At 71.6% G+C, this 15,176-nt stretch carries 12 protein-coding genes and 2 pseudogenes; 7 read left to right on the forward strand and 7 right to left on the reverse strand.

What is annotated here, in order from left to right; all coding sequences use genetic code 11:
• Positions 1-95 precede the first annotated feature (95 nt).
• Complete coding sequence (gene purS, locus JOF44_RS07175; protein WP_209889133.1) at positions 96-353, forward strand: phosphoribosylformylglycinamidine synthase subunit PurS; 258 nt, start codon at positions 96-98, stop codon at positions 351-353.
• A complete protein-coding gene (purQ, locus tag JOF44_RS07180) occupies positions 353-1,078 on the forward strand; it encodes a phosphoribosylformylglycinamidine synthase subunit PurQ (protein WP_209889135.1) in 726 nt (241 codons plus the stop codon). The genes purS and purQ overlap by 1 nt, the downstream gene beginning before the upstream one ends.
• Before the next feature lie 72 nt (positions 1,079-1,150).
• Here purQ and JOF44_RS07185 read toward each other — a convergent pair.
• Positions 1,151-1,939, reverse strand: a pseudogene (locus tag JOF44_RS07185) (IS110 family RNA-guided transposase); the annotation flags it as partial.
• Positions 1,940-2,096: 157 nt separating this feature from the next.
• Here JOF44_RS07185 and istA point away from each other — a divergent pair.
• Positions 2,097-3,659: an IS21 family transposase gene (gene istA, locus JOF44_RS07190; RefSeq protein ID WP_209887479.1), complete on the forward strand. Its 1,563-nt coding sequence runs from the start codon at positions 2,097-2,099 to the stop codon at positions 3,657-3,659.
• Positions 3,656-4,402, forward strand: a complete 747-nt coding sequence (locus tag JOF44_RS07195; protein WP_342591655.1) for an ATP-binding protein — start codon at positions 3,656-3,658, stop codon at positions 4,400-4,402. Before istA ends, JOF44_RS07195 begins: the two co-directional genes overlap by 4 nt.
• A 114-nt stretch (positions 4,403-4,516) precedes the next feature.
• Here JOF44_RS07195 and JOF44_RS07200 read toward each other — a convergent pair.
• From JOF44_RS07200 to JOF44_RS07210, 3 genes and pseudogenes are all read right to left on the reverse strand, one after another.
• Positions 4,517-4,960: pseudogene (locus JOF44_RS07200) on the reverse strand (IS110 family transposase); the annotation flags it as partial.
• Between the two features lie 282 nt (positions 4,961-5,242).
• Entirely contained in the window at positions 5,243-6,514 is a 1,272-nt protein-coding gene (locus JOF44_RS07205) for a class I SAM-dependent methyltransferase (protein WP_209889137.1), read from the reverse strand.
• 11 nt (positions 6,515-6,525) lie between these two features.
• Entirely contained in the window at positions 6,526-7,572 is a 1,047-nt protein-coding gene (locus JOF44_RS07210) for a pirin family protein (RefSeq protein ID WP_209889138.1), read from the reverse strand.
• 118 nt (positions 7,573-7,690) lie between these two features.
• Between JOF44_RS07210 and JOF44_RS07215 the strand changes: the two genes are divergently transcribed.
• Positions 7,691-8,827 carry a serine hydrolase domain-containing protein gene (locus JOF44_RS07215; RefSeq protein ID WP_209889139.1) on the forward strand — a complete coding sequence of 379 codons (1,137 nt, stop codon included), beginning with the start codon at positions 7,691-7,693 and terminating at the stop codon, positions 8,825-8,827.
• A gap of 207 nt (positions 8,828-9,034) precedes the next feature.
• Positions 9,035-10,576 carry an FMN-binding glutamate synthase family protein gene (locus tag JOF44_RS07220; RefSeq protein WP_209889141.1) on the forward strand — a complete coding sequence of 514 codons (1,542 nt, stop codon included), beginning with the start codon at positions 9,035-9,037 and terminating at the stop codon, positions 10,574-10,576.
• A 24-nt stretch (positions 10,577-10,600) separates the two neighbouring features.
• Here JOF44_RS07220 and JOF44_RS07225 read toward each other — a convergent pair whose 3' ends face one another.
• On the reverse strand, positions 10,601-11,416 hold the full coding sequence (locus JOF44_RS07225) for a MerR family transcriptional regulator (RefSeq protein WP_209889143.1): 816 nt from the start codon (positions 11,414-11,416) through the stop codon (positions 10,601-10,603).
• A gap of 154 nt (positions 11,417-11,570) precedes the next feature.
• Between JOF44_RS07225 and JOF44_RS07230 the strand changes: the two genes are divergently transcribed.
• Positions 11,571-12,545, forward strand: coding sequence for a nucleoside hydrolase (locus JOF44_RS07230; RefSeq protein ID WP_209889146.1), 975 nt, complete (start codon positions 11,571-11,573; stop codon positions 12,543-12,545).
• Between the two features lie 248 nt (positions 12,546-12,793).
• Here JOF44_RS07230 and JOF44_RS07235 read toward each other — a convergent pair whose 3' ends face one another.
• Together JOF44_RS07235 and JOF44_RS07240 are read right to left on the reverse strand one after the other, a co-directional pair.
• A complete protein-coding gene (locus JOF44_RS07235; protein ID WP_209889148.1) occupies positions 12,794-13,738 on the reverse strand; it encodes a MaoC/PaaZ C-terminal domain-containing protein in 945 nt (314 codons plus the stop codon).
• Positions 13,735-15,093, reverse strand: coding sequence for a 3-oxoacyl-ACP reductase (locus tag JOF44_RS07240; protein WP_209889151.1), 1,359 nt, complete (start codon positions 15,091-15,093; stop codon positions 13,735-13,737). Before JOF44_RS07240 ends, JOF44_RS07235 begins: the two co-directional genes overlap by 4 nt.
• Positions 15,094-15,176: the final 83 nt, after the last annotated feature.

Below are 15,176 nucleotides of genomic sequence, written 5' to 3' on the forward strand. Positions count from 1 at the left end.
TCGTCGGTGAGCCCGGGAGCCGCTCCCGTCCCGCCCAGCAGAACGCACCCGTCCGGCCGCCCGCGAGCGGCCGATGTCCTCCAGGAGAGCGCCCCATGCCCCGCGTCGTGGTCCATGTCATGCCGAAGCCGGAGATCCTCGACCCGCAGGGGAAGGCCGTCGCCGCGGCGCTGCCCCGCCTGGGCTTCGAGGGGATCAGCTCCGTGCGCCAGGGCAAGCGGTTCGAGCTCGAGGTCGAGGGCGAGGTCACCGACGCGGTGCTCGCGAACCTCCGCGAGGCCGCCACCACCCTGCTGTCCAACCCCGTGATCGAGGACGTCACCGCCCTCGATGTCGAGGAGGGCCAGGCCTGATGCGCATCGGTGTGGTGACCTTCCCCGGCACGCTCGACGACCGCGACGCCCTGCGGGCCGTGCGCCTGGCGGGCGGCGATCCGGTCGCGCTGTGGCACGGCGAGGACGATCTGCTGGACGTCGAGGCGATCGTGCTGCCCGGCGGCTTCTCCTACGGCGACTACCTGCGCGCCGGCGCGATCAGCCGCTTCGCCCCGGTGATGGACAAGGTGGTCGACGCCGCCCGCGGCGGGATGCCCGTCCTCGGCATCTGCAACGGGTTCCAGGTGCTGTGCGAGACGCATCTGCTGCCGGGCGCGATGATCAAGAACTCCCACCGCTCCTTCCTCTGCCGCGACCAGCCGCTGCGGGTCGAGAACACCCGCACCGCCTGGACCACCGAGTACGAGCAGGACCAGGTCATCCGGATCCCGCTGAAGAACCAGGACGGCCAGTACGTGGCCGACGAGCGCACCCTGGCCGAGCTCGAGGCCGAACAGCGCGTCGTGTTCCGCTACACCGCCGGCGCCTCCCACGGCCCGGCCGGCTTCGAGTCCAACCCCAACGGGTCCCGGCACGACATCGCCGGTGTCACCAACGCCGAGGGCAACGTCGTGGGGCTGATGCCCCATCCCGAACATGCCGTCGAGACGGGCTTCGGCCCCGACGAGCCCGGGGCGGGCACCCGCACGGGCGTCGACGGGCTGAGCATGTTCACCTCGGTGCTGCGCAGCCTGGTCGCCTGACCCTCGATCCTCCGCGCCCCGCGCCCACGAGCGCCGTCCCCCTTCCGGGGGGGGGTGTCCCTATGTTTCGAGTCAAGCCGCGAGGGCGGCCGGCTCAGGGGTAGGGACGGTTCTCGGGGGCTGGTAGTAGGTGCCGTCGCGGAGCATTGCGAAGATGACGTTGCAGCGGCGGCGGGCCAGGCAGATAACGGCGGCGTTGTGACGTTTGCCCTGGGCTCGTTTGCGGTCGTAGTAGGCCTTCGAGGCAGGGTCGTGGTTCGAGGCGACCCAGGCCGAGTAGAACATCGCGTTTTTCAGGCGTTTGTTGCCGGATCTGGCGGGGAACTCGCCGCGGATCGAGGTTCCGGATCTTCGCGTGACCGGCGCGATGCCTGCATAGGCCGCGAGGTGGCCGGGGGTTTCGAACGCGGAGCCGTCGCCGATGTTCAGGAGGATCTGGGCGGCGGTCTTGATGCCGATCCCCGGCATGCTCATCAAGACCGAGGCGAGAGGGAAGTCCTCCAGCATGGCCTCGACCTCCCGCGCCACTGTCGCCCGCTGTTCCTTCAGTTCCTTCACTTGACCAGCGACTCGGGGGATCACGAGCTCCACTGCCGCGGTCGCCGGCACGACCACGGTCTGCTCGCCCAGCGCCTTGAAGATCTGGTCGATCAGCGCTTCGGGATCGCGACGCGAACGGGACCGGGCAAACCGTAGAACCCTGGCCCGGCCTGCAGCCCTGAACCTGGTCGGGCCGCCAAACTTCTCCAGCAGGTCCAGCACGAGCCCGGTGGCCAGACTGCCGCCGGCGAAGACGCGCTCGAACGCAGGATGAATCTGCGTGAGCAGAGACCGAATCCGATTCAGCGCCCTGGTGTGAATATTCGCGTCACTGGGGTCCGTCGGTAGCGCGTCTCGGGGCCGGTGCGCGAGTCGGGGTGTAGCGCGCTCGGGGGCCACCGACGGTGTGCTTGGGGGCCACGTCCATAGGCTCCTTCCGCCGCGTGTATAGGGCACGTGGCGGAAGGAGCAATCGGAAATGGTACGGAAGATTAGAGCGAAGCTCGTGCTGCAGCTGCGGGCGGAGGGCTTGTCCGGGCGGGCGATCGCGGCGTCGCAGGGCATGTCGCGCAAGAGCATCACGGCAGTACTGGAAGCTGCAGACGCGGCCGAGATCAGCTGGGACGATGTCGCCGACTTCCCTGACGGGGAGGTGTATGCCTGGTTGTTCCCGGGCCGGGGTGAGCATGAGAGCGTGTTCGCCCAGCCGGACTGGGAACGCGCCCACCGCGAGATGGCCCGGGTGGGGGTGACGCTGAAGCTGCTGCACGGTGAGTACGTCGATGCCTGCGCTGCTGCGGGAGATCCGGCGATGGGCTATGACCGGTTCTGCAAGACCTACCAGCGTCATGTCCTGGTCACCGGGGCCGCCTCCCGGGTCGGGCACAAGGCTGCCGCGAGCGTGGAGGTCGACTGGTCCGGCCCCACGATGACGCTGAGCGACCCGGTCACCGGGAAGGAGACCAGGGTCTACCTGTTCGTGGGGTGCCTGCCGTTTAGCCGCTACGCGTTCGCCTGGCCGGCGCTGGATATGCGTCAGGACACCTGGCAGCGCGCGCATGTGGCGATGTTCGAGGCCTTCGGCGGGTCGACGCCCCGGGTCGTGCCGGACAACCTCAAGACCGGGGTGATCAAGCATCCCCGCGAGGGCGAGGTCGTCCTCAACGACGCCTACCGGGAGATGGCCGCGCACTACTCCGCGGCAGTCCTTCCCGGCCGGATCAAGAAGCCCAAGGACAAGGCCAGCGTGGAGAACACGGTCGCGCACGTGGCGACCTGGATCATCGCGGGACTGCGGGATCGACGATTCACCTCGCTGCCGGAGTTGACAGCAGCGGTCGCCGAGCGGATGGACGAGTACAACGCCGAGCCGTTCCAGAAGCGGCCCGGGTCTCGGGCCAGCGTCTTCACCGCGGAGGAGAAGCCGTTGCTGACCGTGCTGCCGGCGGTGGGCTATGAGATCTCGCGGTGGGTCTATGCCCGCCGGGTCGGACGCAACGCGCACGTGGTCTGGGAACGGAACTACTACTCGGTGCCGTTCGCTCATATCGGGGAGCGGGTGGATCTGCGGATCACCGACCGGGCGTTGGAGGTCTATCGCGGCACCGAGCGGCTGACCAGCCACCTGCTGCTGCCGGAGACTGCGGCCAATGAGTACCGCACCAACGAGGCTGACCTTCCCGGTGGGGAGCGTTACCAGCCCTGGGACGCTGCACGAGTGAGGGCGTGGGCCGAGCGGATCGGCCCCGCAGCCGTGACCGTGATCGACCGGATCTTCGAGTCCGTGCCCATCGATGAGCAGGGCCTGGACGCCGCGCTGGCGGTGCTGCGCCTATCGCGCCGCTACTCCAGTGAACGGGTAGAAGCGGCCTGCCAGCTGGCGCTGGCCGGGAGGGTGAGGTCGCCGCGTTATGCGCACCTGCACCCCATTTTGGCGACCGGCCAGGACCGGATGGCCGCGTTGCGGCCACCACGAGAAGAGAACGCTGAGCAGGGCGGTTACGTCCGTGGCGGCGACTACTACGCCGGAGGTGTGAAGTGAGCGTCATCGATATCGAGACCAAGCGCAAGCTGCGCGAGATGGGCGCGGCACCGCTGCTGGAAGCGTTCGAGACCCAGGATGAGAACCTCGTGCTGGGGATGGGGTTCGAAGACCGTCTCCAGCTCGCCGTCGACGAGGCCCACTCGATGTTCACCCACGCGAAGGTCGAAGGACTGATCCGCCGGGCCAGACTGCGTTACCCCGGTGCTGACCTCCGCCGGCTCGACCTGATCGAGCAGCGCGGCCTGGACCGCAACGTGATCACCCAGCTCGCGACGTGCTCATTCATCGCCCGCCAGCAGAACGTCGTCTTCCAGGGCTTCACCGGCTCGGGGAAGTCGTATCTGGGATGCGCATTGGCCAAACAGGCTTGCCAGCACCGAATCCGTGCCCACTACATCCGGATGCCCGACCTCGCCGAGGCCTGGGCCCTGGCCCGCGACAAGCCCCAGGGGAAGAACAAGTTCCTGCGGAAATACGCAGCGTTCAGCCTGCTGGTGATCGACGAGTGGCTCCTGGACCACCCTGACGCGGACATGCGCTACATGCTGCTGGAGCTCCTCGAACACCGCTACGACAACGCCTCGACCGTGTTCTGCACCCAGTACGCGAAGAAGGACTGGCACCAACGCCTCGGCTCCGGAGTCCACGCCGACGCGATCATGGACCGGATCGTCCACAACACCATCTGGGTCGATACCGGCAGCCACAACATGCGCGAGCACGTCGCCACGCTCAAGTAACCAACCCCGGTGGAGGCCGGCGGCCCCGACAGCCGCGACCGCTGGCCCCCACCGGCACTACCCCTGGCCCCCAGAGGCAATATCCGGTGGCCTCCACAGCTTCAAATATTCACTGGTGGTCTCGTGGGCGAGATCCTCATCGAAGCCGGCGAGGACCTTGAGCGCCGAGAGAACCTCGTTGTCGCGGTCGACCTGGCGAAGCGTGTGGGGCATGGTGCGGGCCGTGTCGGCAATGATGAACGCGTCCCGCGCGTCGGTCTTTGACCTGCCCGGATAGAGGTCTGCAGCCTTCCGCATCGCCAGGCCCGGTAGGTAGGCGACGGAGCAACCGGAATCTCTGGCGACCGCGATCGGCAACGCTCCGATGGTGTTGGGCTGATCGACGACCATCAGTACCTCGCCATGCTTCTGCAACTGAGTGAACAGCTCGCGGAGCTTGGTCTCGTCCTGCGGGAGCGGCTTGTCGAACAGCTTGTTCCCGTCCGGGTCCAGAGCGCAGGCATGGTGGCCGGACTTTCCGACGTCCAGGCCGATGACGACCGCAAATCGTGTGTCCATGATGCTGTCCTTCCTTGGAGCATCATCGCTGGTCGCAGTCTTGACACCCGATGCCGGCACCCACGTTACGAAGAGACCTCAGCAGTGCTGGGCCGTGTCCCTATCAGCGGTCAACGCGTGCCTCTCGACCGGGCGGCAACACCCCCCGGACCATTGATGGCAGGGCAACAAAGCCATACCCGGCCGAGCGACCAGACCCCCGGCGATCGGGGGTGCTCACAAGGTAACGGGCGGCGCTCCTGCGTTCCCGGCCGACGGGAGCAGCGCTCCGGGCCGACGGGCTCAGACGCGCTCGGCCGACAGCACGGTGAAGCGGCGGTCCCGGGCGCGCTGACGCACGGGGCCGACGCGATGCTCCACCTCGGTGCGATAGCGCAGGTGGGAGTTGTGCACGAACCACAGCTCGCCGCCGGGCCGCAGCACCCGCGCGGCGGCGTCCAGCAGACCCTGCACCAGGGTCGCGTCGACGGCGGTGCCGTCGTGGAAGGGCGGATTCAGCAGCAGCAGGTCGGCGCTGCGATCGGCCACTCGGAACAGCGATTCGTCCCAGGTCACCTCCGTGTCCTCGCGGTCGAGACCGTTCGCATCGAGGGTCGCCCGGGTCGAGGCGACCGCGTCGGCGTCGTCGTCGCTGCCCAGCACGTGCGCGTTCGGCAGCGCCGCCGCGAGGTAGGCGGTCAGCAGCCCGTTGCCGCTGCCCAGGTCGATCGCCCGGGCGATCGGTGCGGCCTCCGTCTCCGTCCGGCCGACCAGGTGCCGCTCCAGCGCCTCCAGCAGCAGAAGGCTGCCGGCGTCGGCCGTGGCCCCGCTGAACACTCCGCCGATCCCGCGCAGCTGAAGCGTCGACGCCGTCCCGCGCACCGTGAGGTGGGCGATGCCGTGGCCCACCGGGAGCGGCGGCGGCTCCTCGCGCGGCGCGGCGGCCACGAGGGCGCGGGACTTGCCGAGCCCGCGGGAGGCGCGCACCTCGGTGAAGACCCCGCCGAGCACGACGTTCTGGGTGCGGGTCATGTGCTTCACGCGCCCGCCGGCCACCAGCGTGACCTGCCCGGCCCGCGAGATCTCGACGGTGCGGTGCTCGAGGTCGGCGAGCGCCTTGGGCAGCCGCATCAGGGCGAGATGCGGGCGGGACGCGGCGGCGATCTCGGCGAGGGATGCGGGGTGGTCGCCACCGGGGATCTCCAGGTGGCCGGCGGTGATCTCCTCGGAGAAGCGGGCGCGCAGAGCCAGGGTGGTCGCATGCGAGACGGACCAGGACACCACGGCCCCGTCGCTGGCGCGGCGATCCAGCGCGGCGGCGGTGAGCTCGCCGGTGACGTCGTCGACCACGAGCACCGTTCCGGGCCGGTCGAGCCCGCCCTCCTCGGCGGCGGTCCGCAGGATCACGCGGTCGGTCTGGTCCGGCCCGCCGGGGCCGTCGGATGTGCTCGCGATGTCGGTGATGCCCGGGGCATCGGCGCGGGTCGAGAGCTCGGCGGCGCCGGAATCGTCGGGGCGGCTCGCATCGGTGGTGCCGGAGGCGCCGGACGGGGCCTCGTCGTGCTTCTGGGTCATCAGATCCTCGGTCAGGGGGCGGGGTGGCCGACGCGTCCGCGGGAGCGGAGCCGGCCGTGGGGAAGCGTCGGGGCGGGAAGCGCCGCCGGGGTGTGGGCGGCGAAGGGGCCGAACTGCTCGTCGGCCGGATCGAGGCCGCCGCGCTCGCGGGCGATCTCGGCGATCGGGGCGTCCTCGAGGGCGAGCTCGACGCCGATCTCGGCCTGGTAGCGGGCCCGGAACTGCTCGATCTCCTCGTGGGTGCGGGCGACGAAGTTCCACCACATGATGATGTCCTCCTCGAGCGGCTCCCCGCCCAGCAGCATCACCCGCAGGTCCTCCTCCCCCTCGGCGCGCAGCACGAGGTGGTCGGCGCCGTCGGGCAGCAGGGCCAGATCGCCCCGCTGCGCACGCGCCTCCTGCTCCCCGGGGCGCAGGTGCACGCTGCCGCGGTCCACCAGCAGAGCGTGCTCGTGGGCGGGATCCAGCTCGATGCGCAGCCAGTGCCCGGCGTCGACGTCGATCTGAGCCATGGTCAGCGCGGTGTCGGTGGCCAGGGGGCTGGCGTCCTCGAGCATGGCGCCGACCTCGTCGGCCGCCCGGAACCGGCCCAGGCCGATCCGCACCCGGGCGGTCGCCGTCGCGAGCTCGCGCGGGGTGTGGATCGCGAACTCCCCGTCGCGGAATCGTGCCCGGTCCGGCAGCGCGTACCAGAGCTGGACGCCGTGCAGGATCGTGGTGTCGAGGGCGGAGAACTCCGAGTGGGTGATGCCGGAGCCGGCCACCATGAGGTCCACCTCGCCGGAACGGACCAGGGCATGGCTGCCGATCGAGTCGCGGTGGGTGATCGCGCCCTCGAACAGCCAGGAGACCGTCGCCAGCCCGGTGTGCGGATGGCGGGCGACCCGCATGCCCCCGTCGGCGGAGACGTCGTCGGGCCCGAAGTGGTCCACGAAGCACCAGGCGCCGACCAGCGAGGTGCGGCGCGCCGGCAGCGTGCGGTGCACAGTCATGCCGCGCGGCCCTCCGAGCGGGACCACCCGAGGCTCGAGCAGGACCACGTCCTGGAAGGAGCTCATGGACCGAGTGTAGGGGCGCGCGGCCGGCCCGGTGCCGCTCCGACCCGGTCACTCGTCCCCGGCCCGCGCTCCCGGTGGCCCTCTTCCCACTCTGCCGTGGCCTGCGTACCGTGACCGCATGTCGACCCCGACGGCCCCCGCCGCCCAGCTGCTGTCCCGCGCCGTCGCCGACGGCATCGTCCCGGGCGGGGTGATCGCCCACGGCCACGATCCGCAGCCCGTCGCCGCCGGGGCGATGTCCGTCGGCGGCCCGCCGATGCCTGCCGACGCGATCTTCCGCATCCAGTCGATGACCAAGCTGGTCACCACGATCGCCGCGCTGCGTCTGGTCGAGCAGGACGTGCTCGCCCTCGACTCCCCCGTGGCGGCCTGGCTGCCGGAGCTGGCCGCCCCGCGCGTGCTCACCCACCCCGAGGCGCCGCTTTCGGACACCGAGCCGCTGCGCTCCCCGATCACGCTGCGCCACCTGCTGACCAACACCTGCGGCTACGGCATGATCCTGCAGGACACCCCGCTGGCCCGGGAGATGACGGTCCGCGGAGTCGAGGCCGGCCCGCTGCCGCCCCCGCTCGGGGCCGACGACTGGATCGCCGCGCTGGCCTCCCTCCCCCTGGTCGGTCGGCCCGGCGAGGTGTGGCGCTACCACCATTCCTTCGGCCTGCTGGGGATCCTGCTGTCGAGGATCAGCGGCGCCACGGCCGGCGAACATCTCGCCGAGACCCTGCTGGACCCGCTGGGCATGGCCGATACCGGCTACTTCGTGCCTCGCGAGAAGGCGGACCGCCTCCCCGCCTTCTACCAGGTCGACGGCGAGCAGCTGGTCGAGGCCGAACCGCTCGGCGGCGGCTTCCACATCGGCGAGCCGCCCTACGACGTGAGCCACGGCGAGCTGCTCTCCACCGCCGGGGACTACCTGCGGCTGCTGCGGGCGCTGCGCGACGGGGAGCTGCTCGGCCCGGAGCACCTCCGCATGCTGCGCACGGACCAGGTGCAGCCGGTGGCGAAGCAGCCCGAGGCCTTCTTCCTCGGCTTCTGGGAGCAGACCTCCTGGGGGTTCGGGCTGGCCGTGGTCACCGGAGGGCCGCACCGCGGCCGCTGCAGCTGGTCCGGCGGGGCGGGCACGGATTTCTTCCTCGACCCCGACGGCACCCTCGGGCTGCTGCTGACGCAGGTGGAGATGGGCGGGCGCATCACACCGCTGCTGGAGGCGTACGGGGAGCTCTCGGCGCCGGCCGAGGGCCTCGCGCGGCGCTGAGCTCCGCGCCCACGGGCCCCGCCGGGTTCGCCCCCGGGCCCCGCCGGACTCGCCACGGGCCCCGCCGGGTTCGTCGAATTCCCCCGCCGTGCCGACCGCTCGTGCCAGCATGGAGCGCATCGTGACCCGCGCCACCGATGTCGCTGCTGCGTCCCGACCGGGCGGAGACAGGTCCCGGGGCGCCCCACCGTCCGCGAGGAGCACCGCATGTCCCGTCCGTCCGCCCGCCGGTCCGTCACCACCGCACTGGGCGTCGCCGGCGCCGCGGTGGGTGCGCTGGCCGCCCGCGACCTGACCCAGAAGAAGCATTCGATCCTGCGCATCTACCCCGTGATCGGGCACATGCGCTATCTGCTCGAGGGCATCCGGCCGGAGCTGCAGCAGTATTTCATCGAGCGCAACTGGGACGGCCGCCCCTTCGACCGGGAGATCCGCACCGTCGTCTATGAACGTGCCAAGGGCATCCACGGTGAACAGGCCTTCGGCACCGAGCGCGACGTCAACGCCACCGGGTACGAGTACCTGGTCCACTCCCTGCACCCGGAGATGCAGCCGCCCATCCCGCCGCGGACCCTGATCGGCGGCCCGGACTGCACCCGGCCGTACTCGATGGCGCTGCTGAACGTCTCCGCGATGAGCTTCGGCTCGCTGTCCTCGAACGCGATCGAGGCGCTGAACGCCGGTGCGCGCGAGGGCGGCTTCGCCCATGACACCGGCGAGGGTTCGCTGACCCCGTACCACGAGCAGGGCGGGGACCTCATCTGGGAGCTGGGCACCGGGTACTTCGGCGCGCGCACTCCCGAGGGACTGCTGGATGAGGACGCCTTCCGCGAGAAGGCCGCGAAGGACCAGGTCAAGTGCATCTCCGTGAAGCTGAGCCAGGGCGCGAAACCCGGCATCGGCGGAGTGCTGCCCGGCCCGAAGGTCACCGCCGAGATCGCCGGCATCCGCGGCGTCCCCGAGGGCGTCAAGTGCGTCTCCCCGCCCGCCCACGCCATGTTCGACACCCCGACGGGGCTGATCGAGTTCATCGCCCGCCTGCGCGAGCTCTCCGGCGGAAAACCGGTGGGCTTCAAGTTCTGCGTCGGCTCCAAGGTGGAGGTGCTCTCGCTGTGCAAGGCCATGCTGGAGGTGGGCACCACCCCGGACTTCATCCACATCGACGGCTCCGAGGGCGGGACCGGGGCCGCCCCGCTGGAGTTCGAGGACCACATGGGCATGCCGCTGACGCAGGGCCTGATGACCATGCACAACGCTCTGGTCGGCACGGGGCTGCGGGACCGGATCAAGATCGGCGCGGCCGGCAAGGTCGCCGCCGGCAACGACATCGTCAAGCGCATGATCCAGGGCGCCGACTACACGCTCTCGGCCCGCGCGATGATGATGGCCGTCGGCTGCGTCCAGGCCCTGAAATGCCACACCGGCCACTGCCCCACCGGCGTGGCCACCCAGGATCCGCGGCGGGTGCGAGGTCTGGTCGTGGAGGACAAGTCCGTGCGGGTGACGCAGTATCAGGAGGGCACCGTCGCCGGGGCGATGAATCTGATGGCGGCGATGGGCGTCACCGACCCCGCCGAGCTGCGCCCCTGGATGCTGCGCCGCAACCTCTCCCCGACGGAGAACGCCTCCTACGCGACGCTGTACGAGTGGCTGGAGCCCGGGGCGCTGCTCGAGGGCCCGCCCGAGGGGTGGGCCGACGCCTGGGGCGCCGCCAGCGCGGACAGCTTCCGCACCCACCACCACGCCTGATGGAGTCGACGTCCCGCCGGGGCGTCACTCCCAGGTCGCGGTCCCCGGATCCACGCCGTGGGCCCGGGCGTTCTCCTCGATCACCCGGCGCAGCCACGCGGCGAGCCCCTCGGCGCGCTGGTCGTAGTGGGCAGCGAACCGTGGGTCCTCCGTGTACATCCGCGCCAGCACCACCTGCATCGCGCGGCTGCAGTCGTAGTGGCGGTCGATCGAGGCACGATGGCGCTCGGCGAGCGCGTTCGCCTCCTCGCCACCCGGCTCGACGCCGCGGCCGAGGGCGGCGGCGAGATCGGCCTCGAGGGCGTCGGTCTCGTCCTTGACCTCCTGCCACTGCTCGGCGTCCCAGGATCCGGTGCGGGCGACGGACTGCTTCCAGGCGTCGGTGTCGCCCCAGCGCTCGCGGGCTTCCTCCTGGTAGGCGGGGTCCCAGTCGGTGCCGAAGATGCGGGCCTGCTCCTCGGGGCTCAGGGCGACGTTGGTCTCACGGTTCATGTCTGTCCTCTCGATCATCTCGTCGACGGCGGCCGCCGTCTTCTCGAGCCGGCGGATCCTCTCGGTCAGGAGGGTCCGCTGGCGCTGGAGGTGCTCGCGCGGATCGACAGCGGGATCATCGAGGATCCGGCCGATCTGGGCGAGCGCCAGACCGAGCTCGCGGTAGACGAGCACCCGGTGGATCCGGGCGATGTCCTCCGCGTCGTACAGCCGATACCCCGACCAGCTGCGCCCGCCAGGGCGCACCAGGCCGATGCCGTCCCAGTGGTGCAAGGTGCGGACGCTGACGCCGACCAGGTCGGCGACTCGCCCCACGGTGAGGTCGTCGTGCACTGTCGTCTCGGTCATGGGGACCACCTTCCGGCCTGACGTCGCGTGAGGGTCAAGCGCTTCTCCGGGGCGCCCGGACCGGTGGAGCGCGATCGGGTCACGCCACGATCCTCCCGCAGCCGCCGCGGCGGCACCAGCGCGGCGCGGATCGTGCGCCCCGTACGCTGATCGCATGAGCCTGCCCGTCCTGATCGACTGCGACACCGGCATCGACGACGCGATCGCCCTGACCTACCTCGCCGCACGTTCCGAGGCCGAGATCGTCGGCGTGGTCTCCAGCGGCGGGAACGTCGACGTCCACGCCGTCCACCGCAACAATCGAGTGCTCACCGAGCTGCTGGGGCTCGAGGTGCCCGTCTGCCGCGGCGCGGAGTCGCCGCTGGTGGCGGAGCCGATGACCGCGGGAGACACGCACGGCCCGACGGGTCTCGGCCATGCGCAGCTGCCGGAGCCCACACGTCCTGCGGATCCTCGCGAGGGGGCGCAGCTGTGGGTCGACGCCGTGCGGGAGCACCCCGGCGAGCTCGGCGGCCTCGTGCTGGGGCCGCACACGAACCTCGCCCTGGCCCTGGAGCTCGAACCCGCGCTGCCCCGCCTGCTGAAGCGGCTGCACATCATGGGCGGGGCGATCAATCACCGCGGGAACACCGGCCCCACCAGCGAGTGGAACATCGCGGTGGACCCCGAGGCCGCCCAGCGGGTGCTCGCGGCCTTCTCGGACGCTCCGAGGCGTCCCGTGCTCGGCTCCCTCGAGGCGACCGAGACCGTGCAGTTCGGCCCGGACACCCTGAGCCGCGTCGAGGACCTCGCCCGGCGCTCCGGGCATCCGGTGGCGAGGATCCTGGTCGGCGCCCTGCGCTGGTATTTCGCATTCCACGAGGCCGACGGTTTCGGCTGGATGGCGCACGTCCACGACCCGCTCGTGGCCGCCCATGCAGTCACGGGCGACTTCGCGGGCACCCGACCGCTCGCGGTGGATGTGGAGCTGGTCGGCACCCTCACGCGCGGCCAGACCGTGGGCGATGAGCTGAGCCGCTGGGGCCGCGCGCCGAACGTCGACGTCCTCACCGAGGTGCGGGCCCCGGCGCTGATCGAGCACCTGCTCGCGTCGCTCGAGCACGGCCTGGACCGCCCGACGGGTGCCTGAGCCACCACGGGGAGCCGTCCCCCGAGCCTCGTCACGCCGTCATGTCGTAGAAGGTTCCGGTGAGCTGGAACCTTTGACGACATGACGCGGTCACGCGGGGAGACATGACGCGGTCACGCGGGGAGACATGACGCGGTCACGCGGGGCGGCATGGCGCGGTCACGCGGGGAGACATGGCGCGGTCACGCGGCGACTTGGCCCGGTCACGCGGGGAGACATGGCCAGGTCACCCCGGTCGCCCGAGGCGATCAGCCCAGGGACGTGACCTCGACCTCGAAGCAGCGCCGCGGTCCCTTGTCCCCGGATCCGGCGCGCCAGCCGGTGCAGCGGACCGTGCCCGCGGAGCTGTCGTCGTAGGCCACGAGCACGGTGCCCGGCAACGTCACCGGGGCGTCGAAGGTGACGTCCCAGCGCAGCGGCCGCGAGAGGTCCACGCGGGCTTCGGTGAAGGCGCGCGAGGCGGTGTACATCCCGTGGGCGATGGCCCGGGGGAAGCCGAAGACCTTCGCGCTCGGGCCCGAGAGGTGGATCGGGTTCACATCGCCCGCGACCGCGGCATACCGGCGCCCGGTGTCGGCGCCCAGTCGCCATCGCCCCGTCGGCCTCGGGGCCTCGAAGGCGACGCGCTCCCGGCGACGGCGCTCCGTCTGCGAGGAGTCCCCGTCGGCCGCGGCCTCGGAACCCTCCCCCTTGGCCAGGTAGGTCGAGACGTCGGTCGCGAGGATCTCACCGTCCTGGCCGAGGATCGTCGAGACCGCCTCGAAAGTGCGGCCCTTGCGGTGGGGCCGCAGATCGCGCACGCGGCATTCGACGTCGACCCGCTCCCCGACCCGGACGGGGCGGTGCTGGAGCACCTGGTTGCGCAGGTGCACGAGCCCCAGCAGGGCGAAGGGGAAGTCCCGCCGGGCCATCAGGGCCAGCGAGACCGGGAAGGCCAGCACGTGCAGCACGCCCGGGTGGACGAGGTCCGTGGCCGGACCGCCCATCAGGTGGTCGAAGTCCCGGGCCCGCTCGGCATCCAGGCGCACGCCGCGGACCCGGTAGGCGATGCTCGGCAGCGTCGGCTCCCCCCGGGCGCCGCGTCGGGCCGAGCGAGGGTCCAGAGCGGCCGCGTACACCGCCGGGAACGACGGCACGTCGGCGAGGTCCCGGACCCGTTCCGTCGGGGTCGGCGTGCTCCGCACCGCGCTCACTTCCCCACCATGTTCTGGCCGCACACCCGCACCGTCTCGCCCCGCAGACCGCCGGCCTCCGCGGAGGCGAGGAAGGCGATCGTCTCGGCGACGTCGACGGGCAGCCCGCCCTGCTGCAGCGAGTTCAGCCGACGCGCCACCTCGCGGGTCAGGGCCGGCATCCGTGCGGTCATCTCGGTCTCGATGAACCCGGGGGCGACCGCGTTGGCGGTGCCGCCGAGGGACTCGAGGCGGGCGGCGAGGGCGTCGACGAAGGCGATCACCCCGGCCTTGGAGGCGGCGTAGTTGGTCTGTCCGCGGTTGCCGGCGATGCCGCTGGTGGAGGCCAGCGAGATCACTCGGGGCTGGTCGCCCAGGACCGCGCCGGTCTCTCCCGCCCCACCGGCCTCGATCAGGGCGTCGGTGAGGCTGATCTGGCTGGCGATGTTCACGGCGAGCACCGGGTCCCAGCGCTCGGCGGTCATGTTCGCGAACATCTTGTCGCGGGTGATGCCGGCGTTCAGCACCGCGATGTCGAGCCTCTGGTCCCGGTCCCGCAGTGCGGCGACCAGGCGCTGCCCCGCGTCCGGCGCGGTGACATCGAGCTGGATCGGCACGGCGCGCAGCTCATTGGCCAGGCGTGAGAGCTCCGTGCCCGCGCCGGGCACGTCGAGCACGACCAGGCGGGCGCCATCGGCGGCGAGGGTGCGGGCGATGGCCGCCCCGATGCCGCGGGCCGCGCCGGTGACCAGGGCGGTGCGGCCGGCCAGCGGGTTCTCGCGGTCCTCGGTCGTCGAGCCCGCCGTCGAGGAGACGCGCAGCAGCTGACCGGTCACGAAGGCGCTGCGGGCCGAGAGCAGGAACCGCAGCGAGCCCAGCACGCCGGGCGCCGTCAGGCCCACGCCGTCGGCGGCGAGGATCCCGTTCGCCGTCCCGCCGGCGCGCATCTCATGGGCGAGCGAGCGCAGGAACCCCTCGACCCCGCCGCGAGCGGCGTCCTGTCCCGGGTCCTCGCCGCGCGCGGGGCGGGAGATCGTCACCACTCTCGCCCCCGGGGCGAGCGAGCGCATGGCCCCGGCCAGCGGCAGCAGGATGCGGCCGAGGTCGGCGGGGGCGGTGATCTCGTCGAGCACCGCGATCACGGTGCCGACGCCGCGCAGCTCCTCGAAGCGGCGGCGCACGTCGGCGCCCCAGCCCAGCAGCTCGCGAGCGATCTGGTCCGCGCCCTCGGATTCGCCGAGCACGACGACCGGGCCCAGCACCGGCTCGGGACGGTCCCCGCGGCGCGGCAGCGGCGCGGGACGGGGCAGACCGACCTGCTTCGCGAGGAGCTTGCCGGGGGTGGAACGGACGAAACGGGTGTAGGCGTCGGTCATGGGTACCTCCAGGAGACGGGTGGGAGTGCGGCGCCGAGCGCACGCTCGAGCGATGCGGGCACGGCCGGGCCGACCGGCCGTCC

It is taken from the genome of Brachybacterium fresconis (assembly GCF_017876515.1).
Taxonomy (GTDB): Bacteria; Actinomycetota; Actinomycetes; order Actinomycetales; family Dermabacteraceae; genus Brachybacterium; species Brachybacterium fresconis.

Bases quoted from the DNA above. Each gene is read 5' to 3' on its own strand.
- JOF44_RS07220 (WP_209889141.1), top strand. From the start codon at position 9,035: ATGTCCCGTCCGTCCGCCCGCCGGTCCGTCACCACCGCACTGGGCGTC.
- JOF44_RS07215 (WP_209889139.1), top strand. From the start codon at position 7,691: ATGTCGACCCCGACGGCCCCCGCCGCCCAGCTGCTGTCCCGCGCCGTC.
- JOF44_RS07230 (WP_209889146.1), top strand. From the start codon at position 11,571: ATGAGCCTGCCCGTCCTGATCGACTGCGACACCGGCATCGACGACGCG.
- JOF44_RS07240 (WP_209889151.1), bottom strand. From the start codon at position 15,093: ATGACCGACGCCTACACCCGTTTCGTCCGTTCCACCCCCGGCAAGCTC.
- purQ (WP_209889135.1), top strand. From the start codon at position 353: ATGCGCATCGGTGTGGTGACCTTCCCCGGCACGCTCGACGACCGCGAC.
- JOF44_RS07205 (WP_209889137.1), bottom strand. From the start codon at position 6,514: ATGACCCAGAAGCACGACGAGGCCCCGTCCGGCGCCTCCGGCACCACC.
- JOF44_RS07210 (WP_209889138.1), bottom strand. From the start codon at position 7,572: ATGAGCTCCTTCCAGGACGTGGTCCTGCTCGAGCCTCGGGTGGTCCCG.
- JOF44_RS07225 (WP_209889143.1), bottom strand. From the start codon at position 11,416: ATGACCGAGACGACAGTGCACGACGACCTCACCGTGGGGCGAGTCGCC.
- istA (WP_209887479.1), top strand. From the start codon at position 2,097: ATGGTACGGAAGATTAGAGCGAAGCTCGTGCTGCAGCTGCGGGCGGAG.
- purS (WP_209889133.1), top strand. From the start codon at position 96: ATGCCCCGCGTCGTGGTCCATGTCATGCCGAAGCCGGAGATCCTCGAC.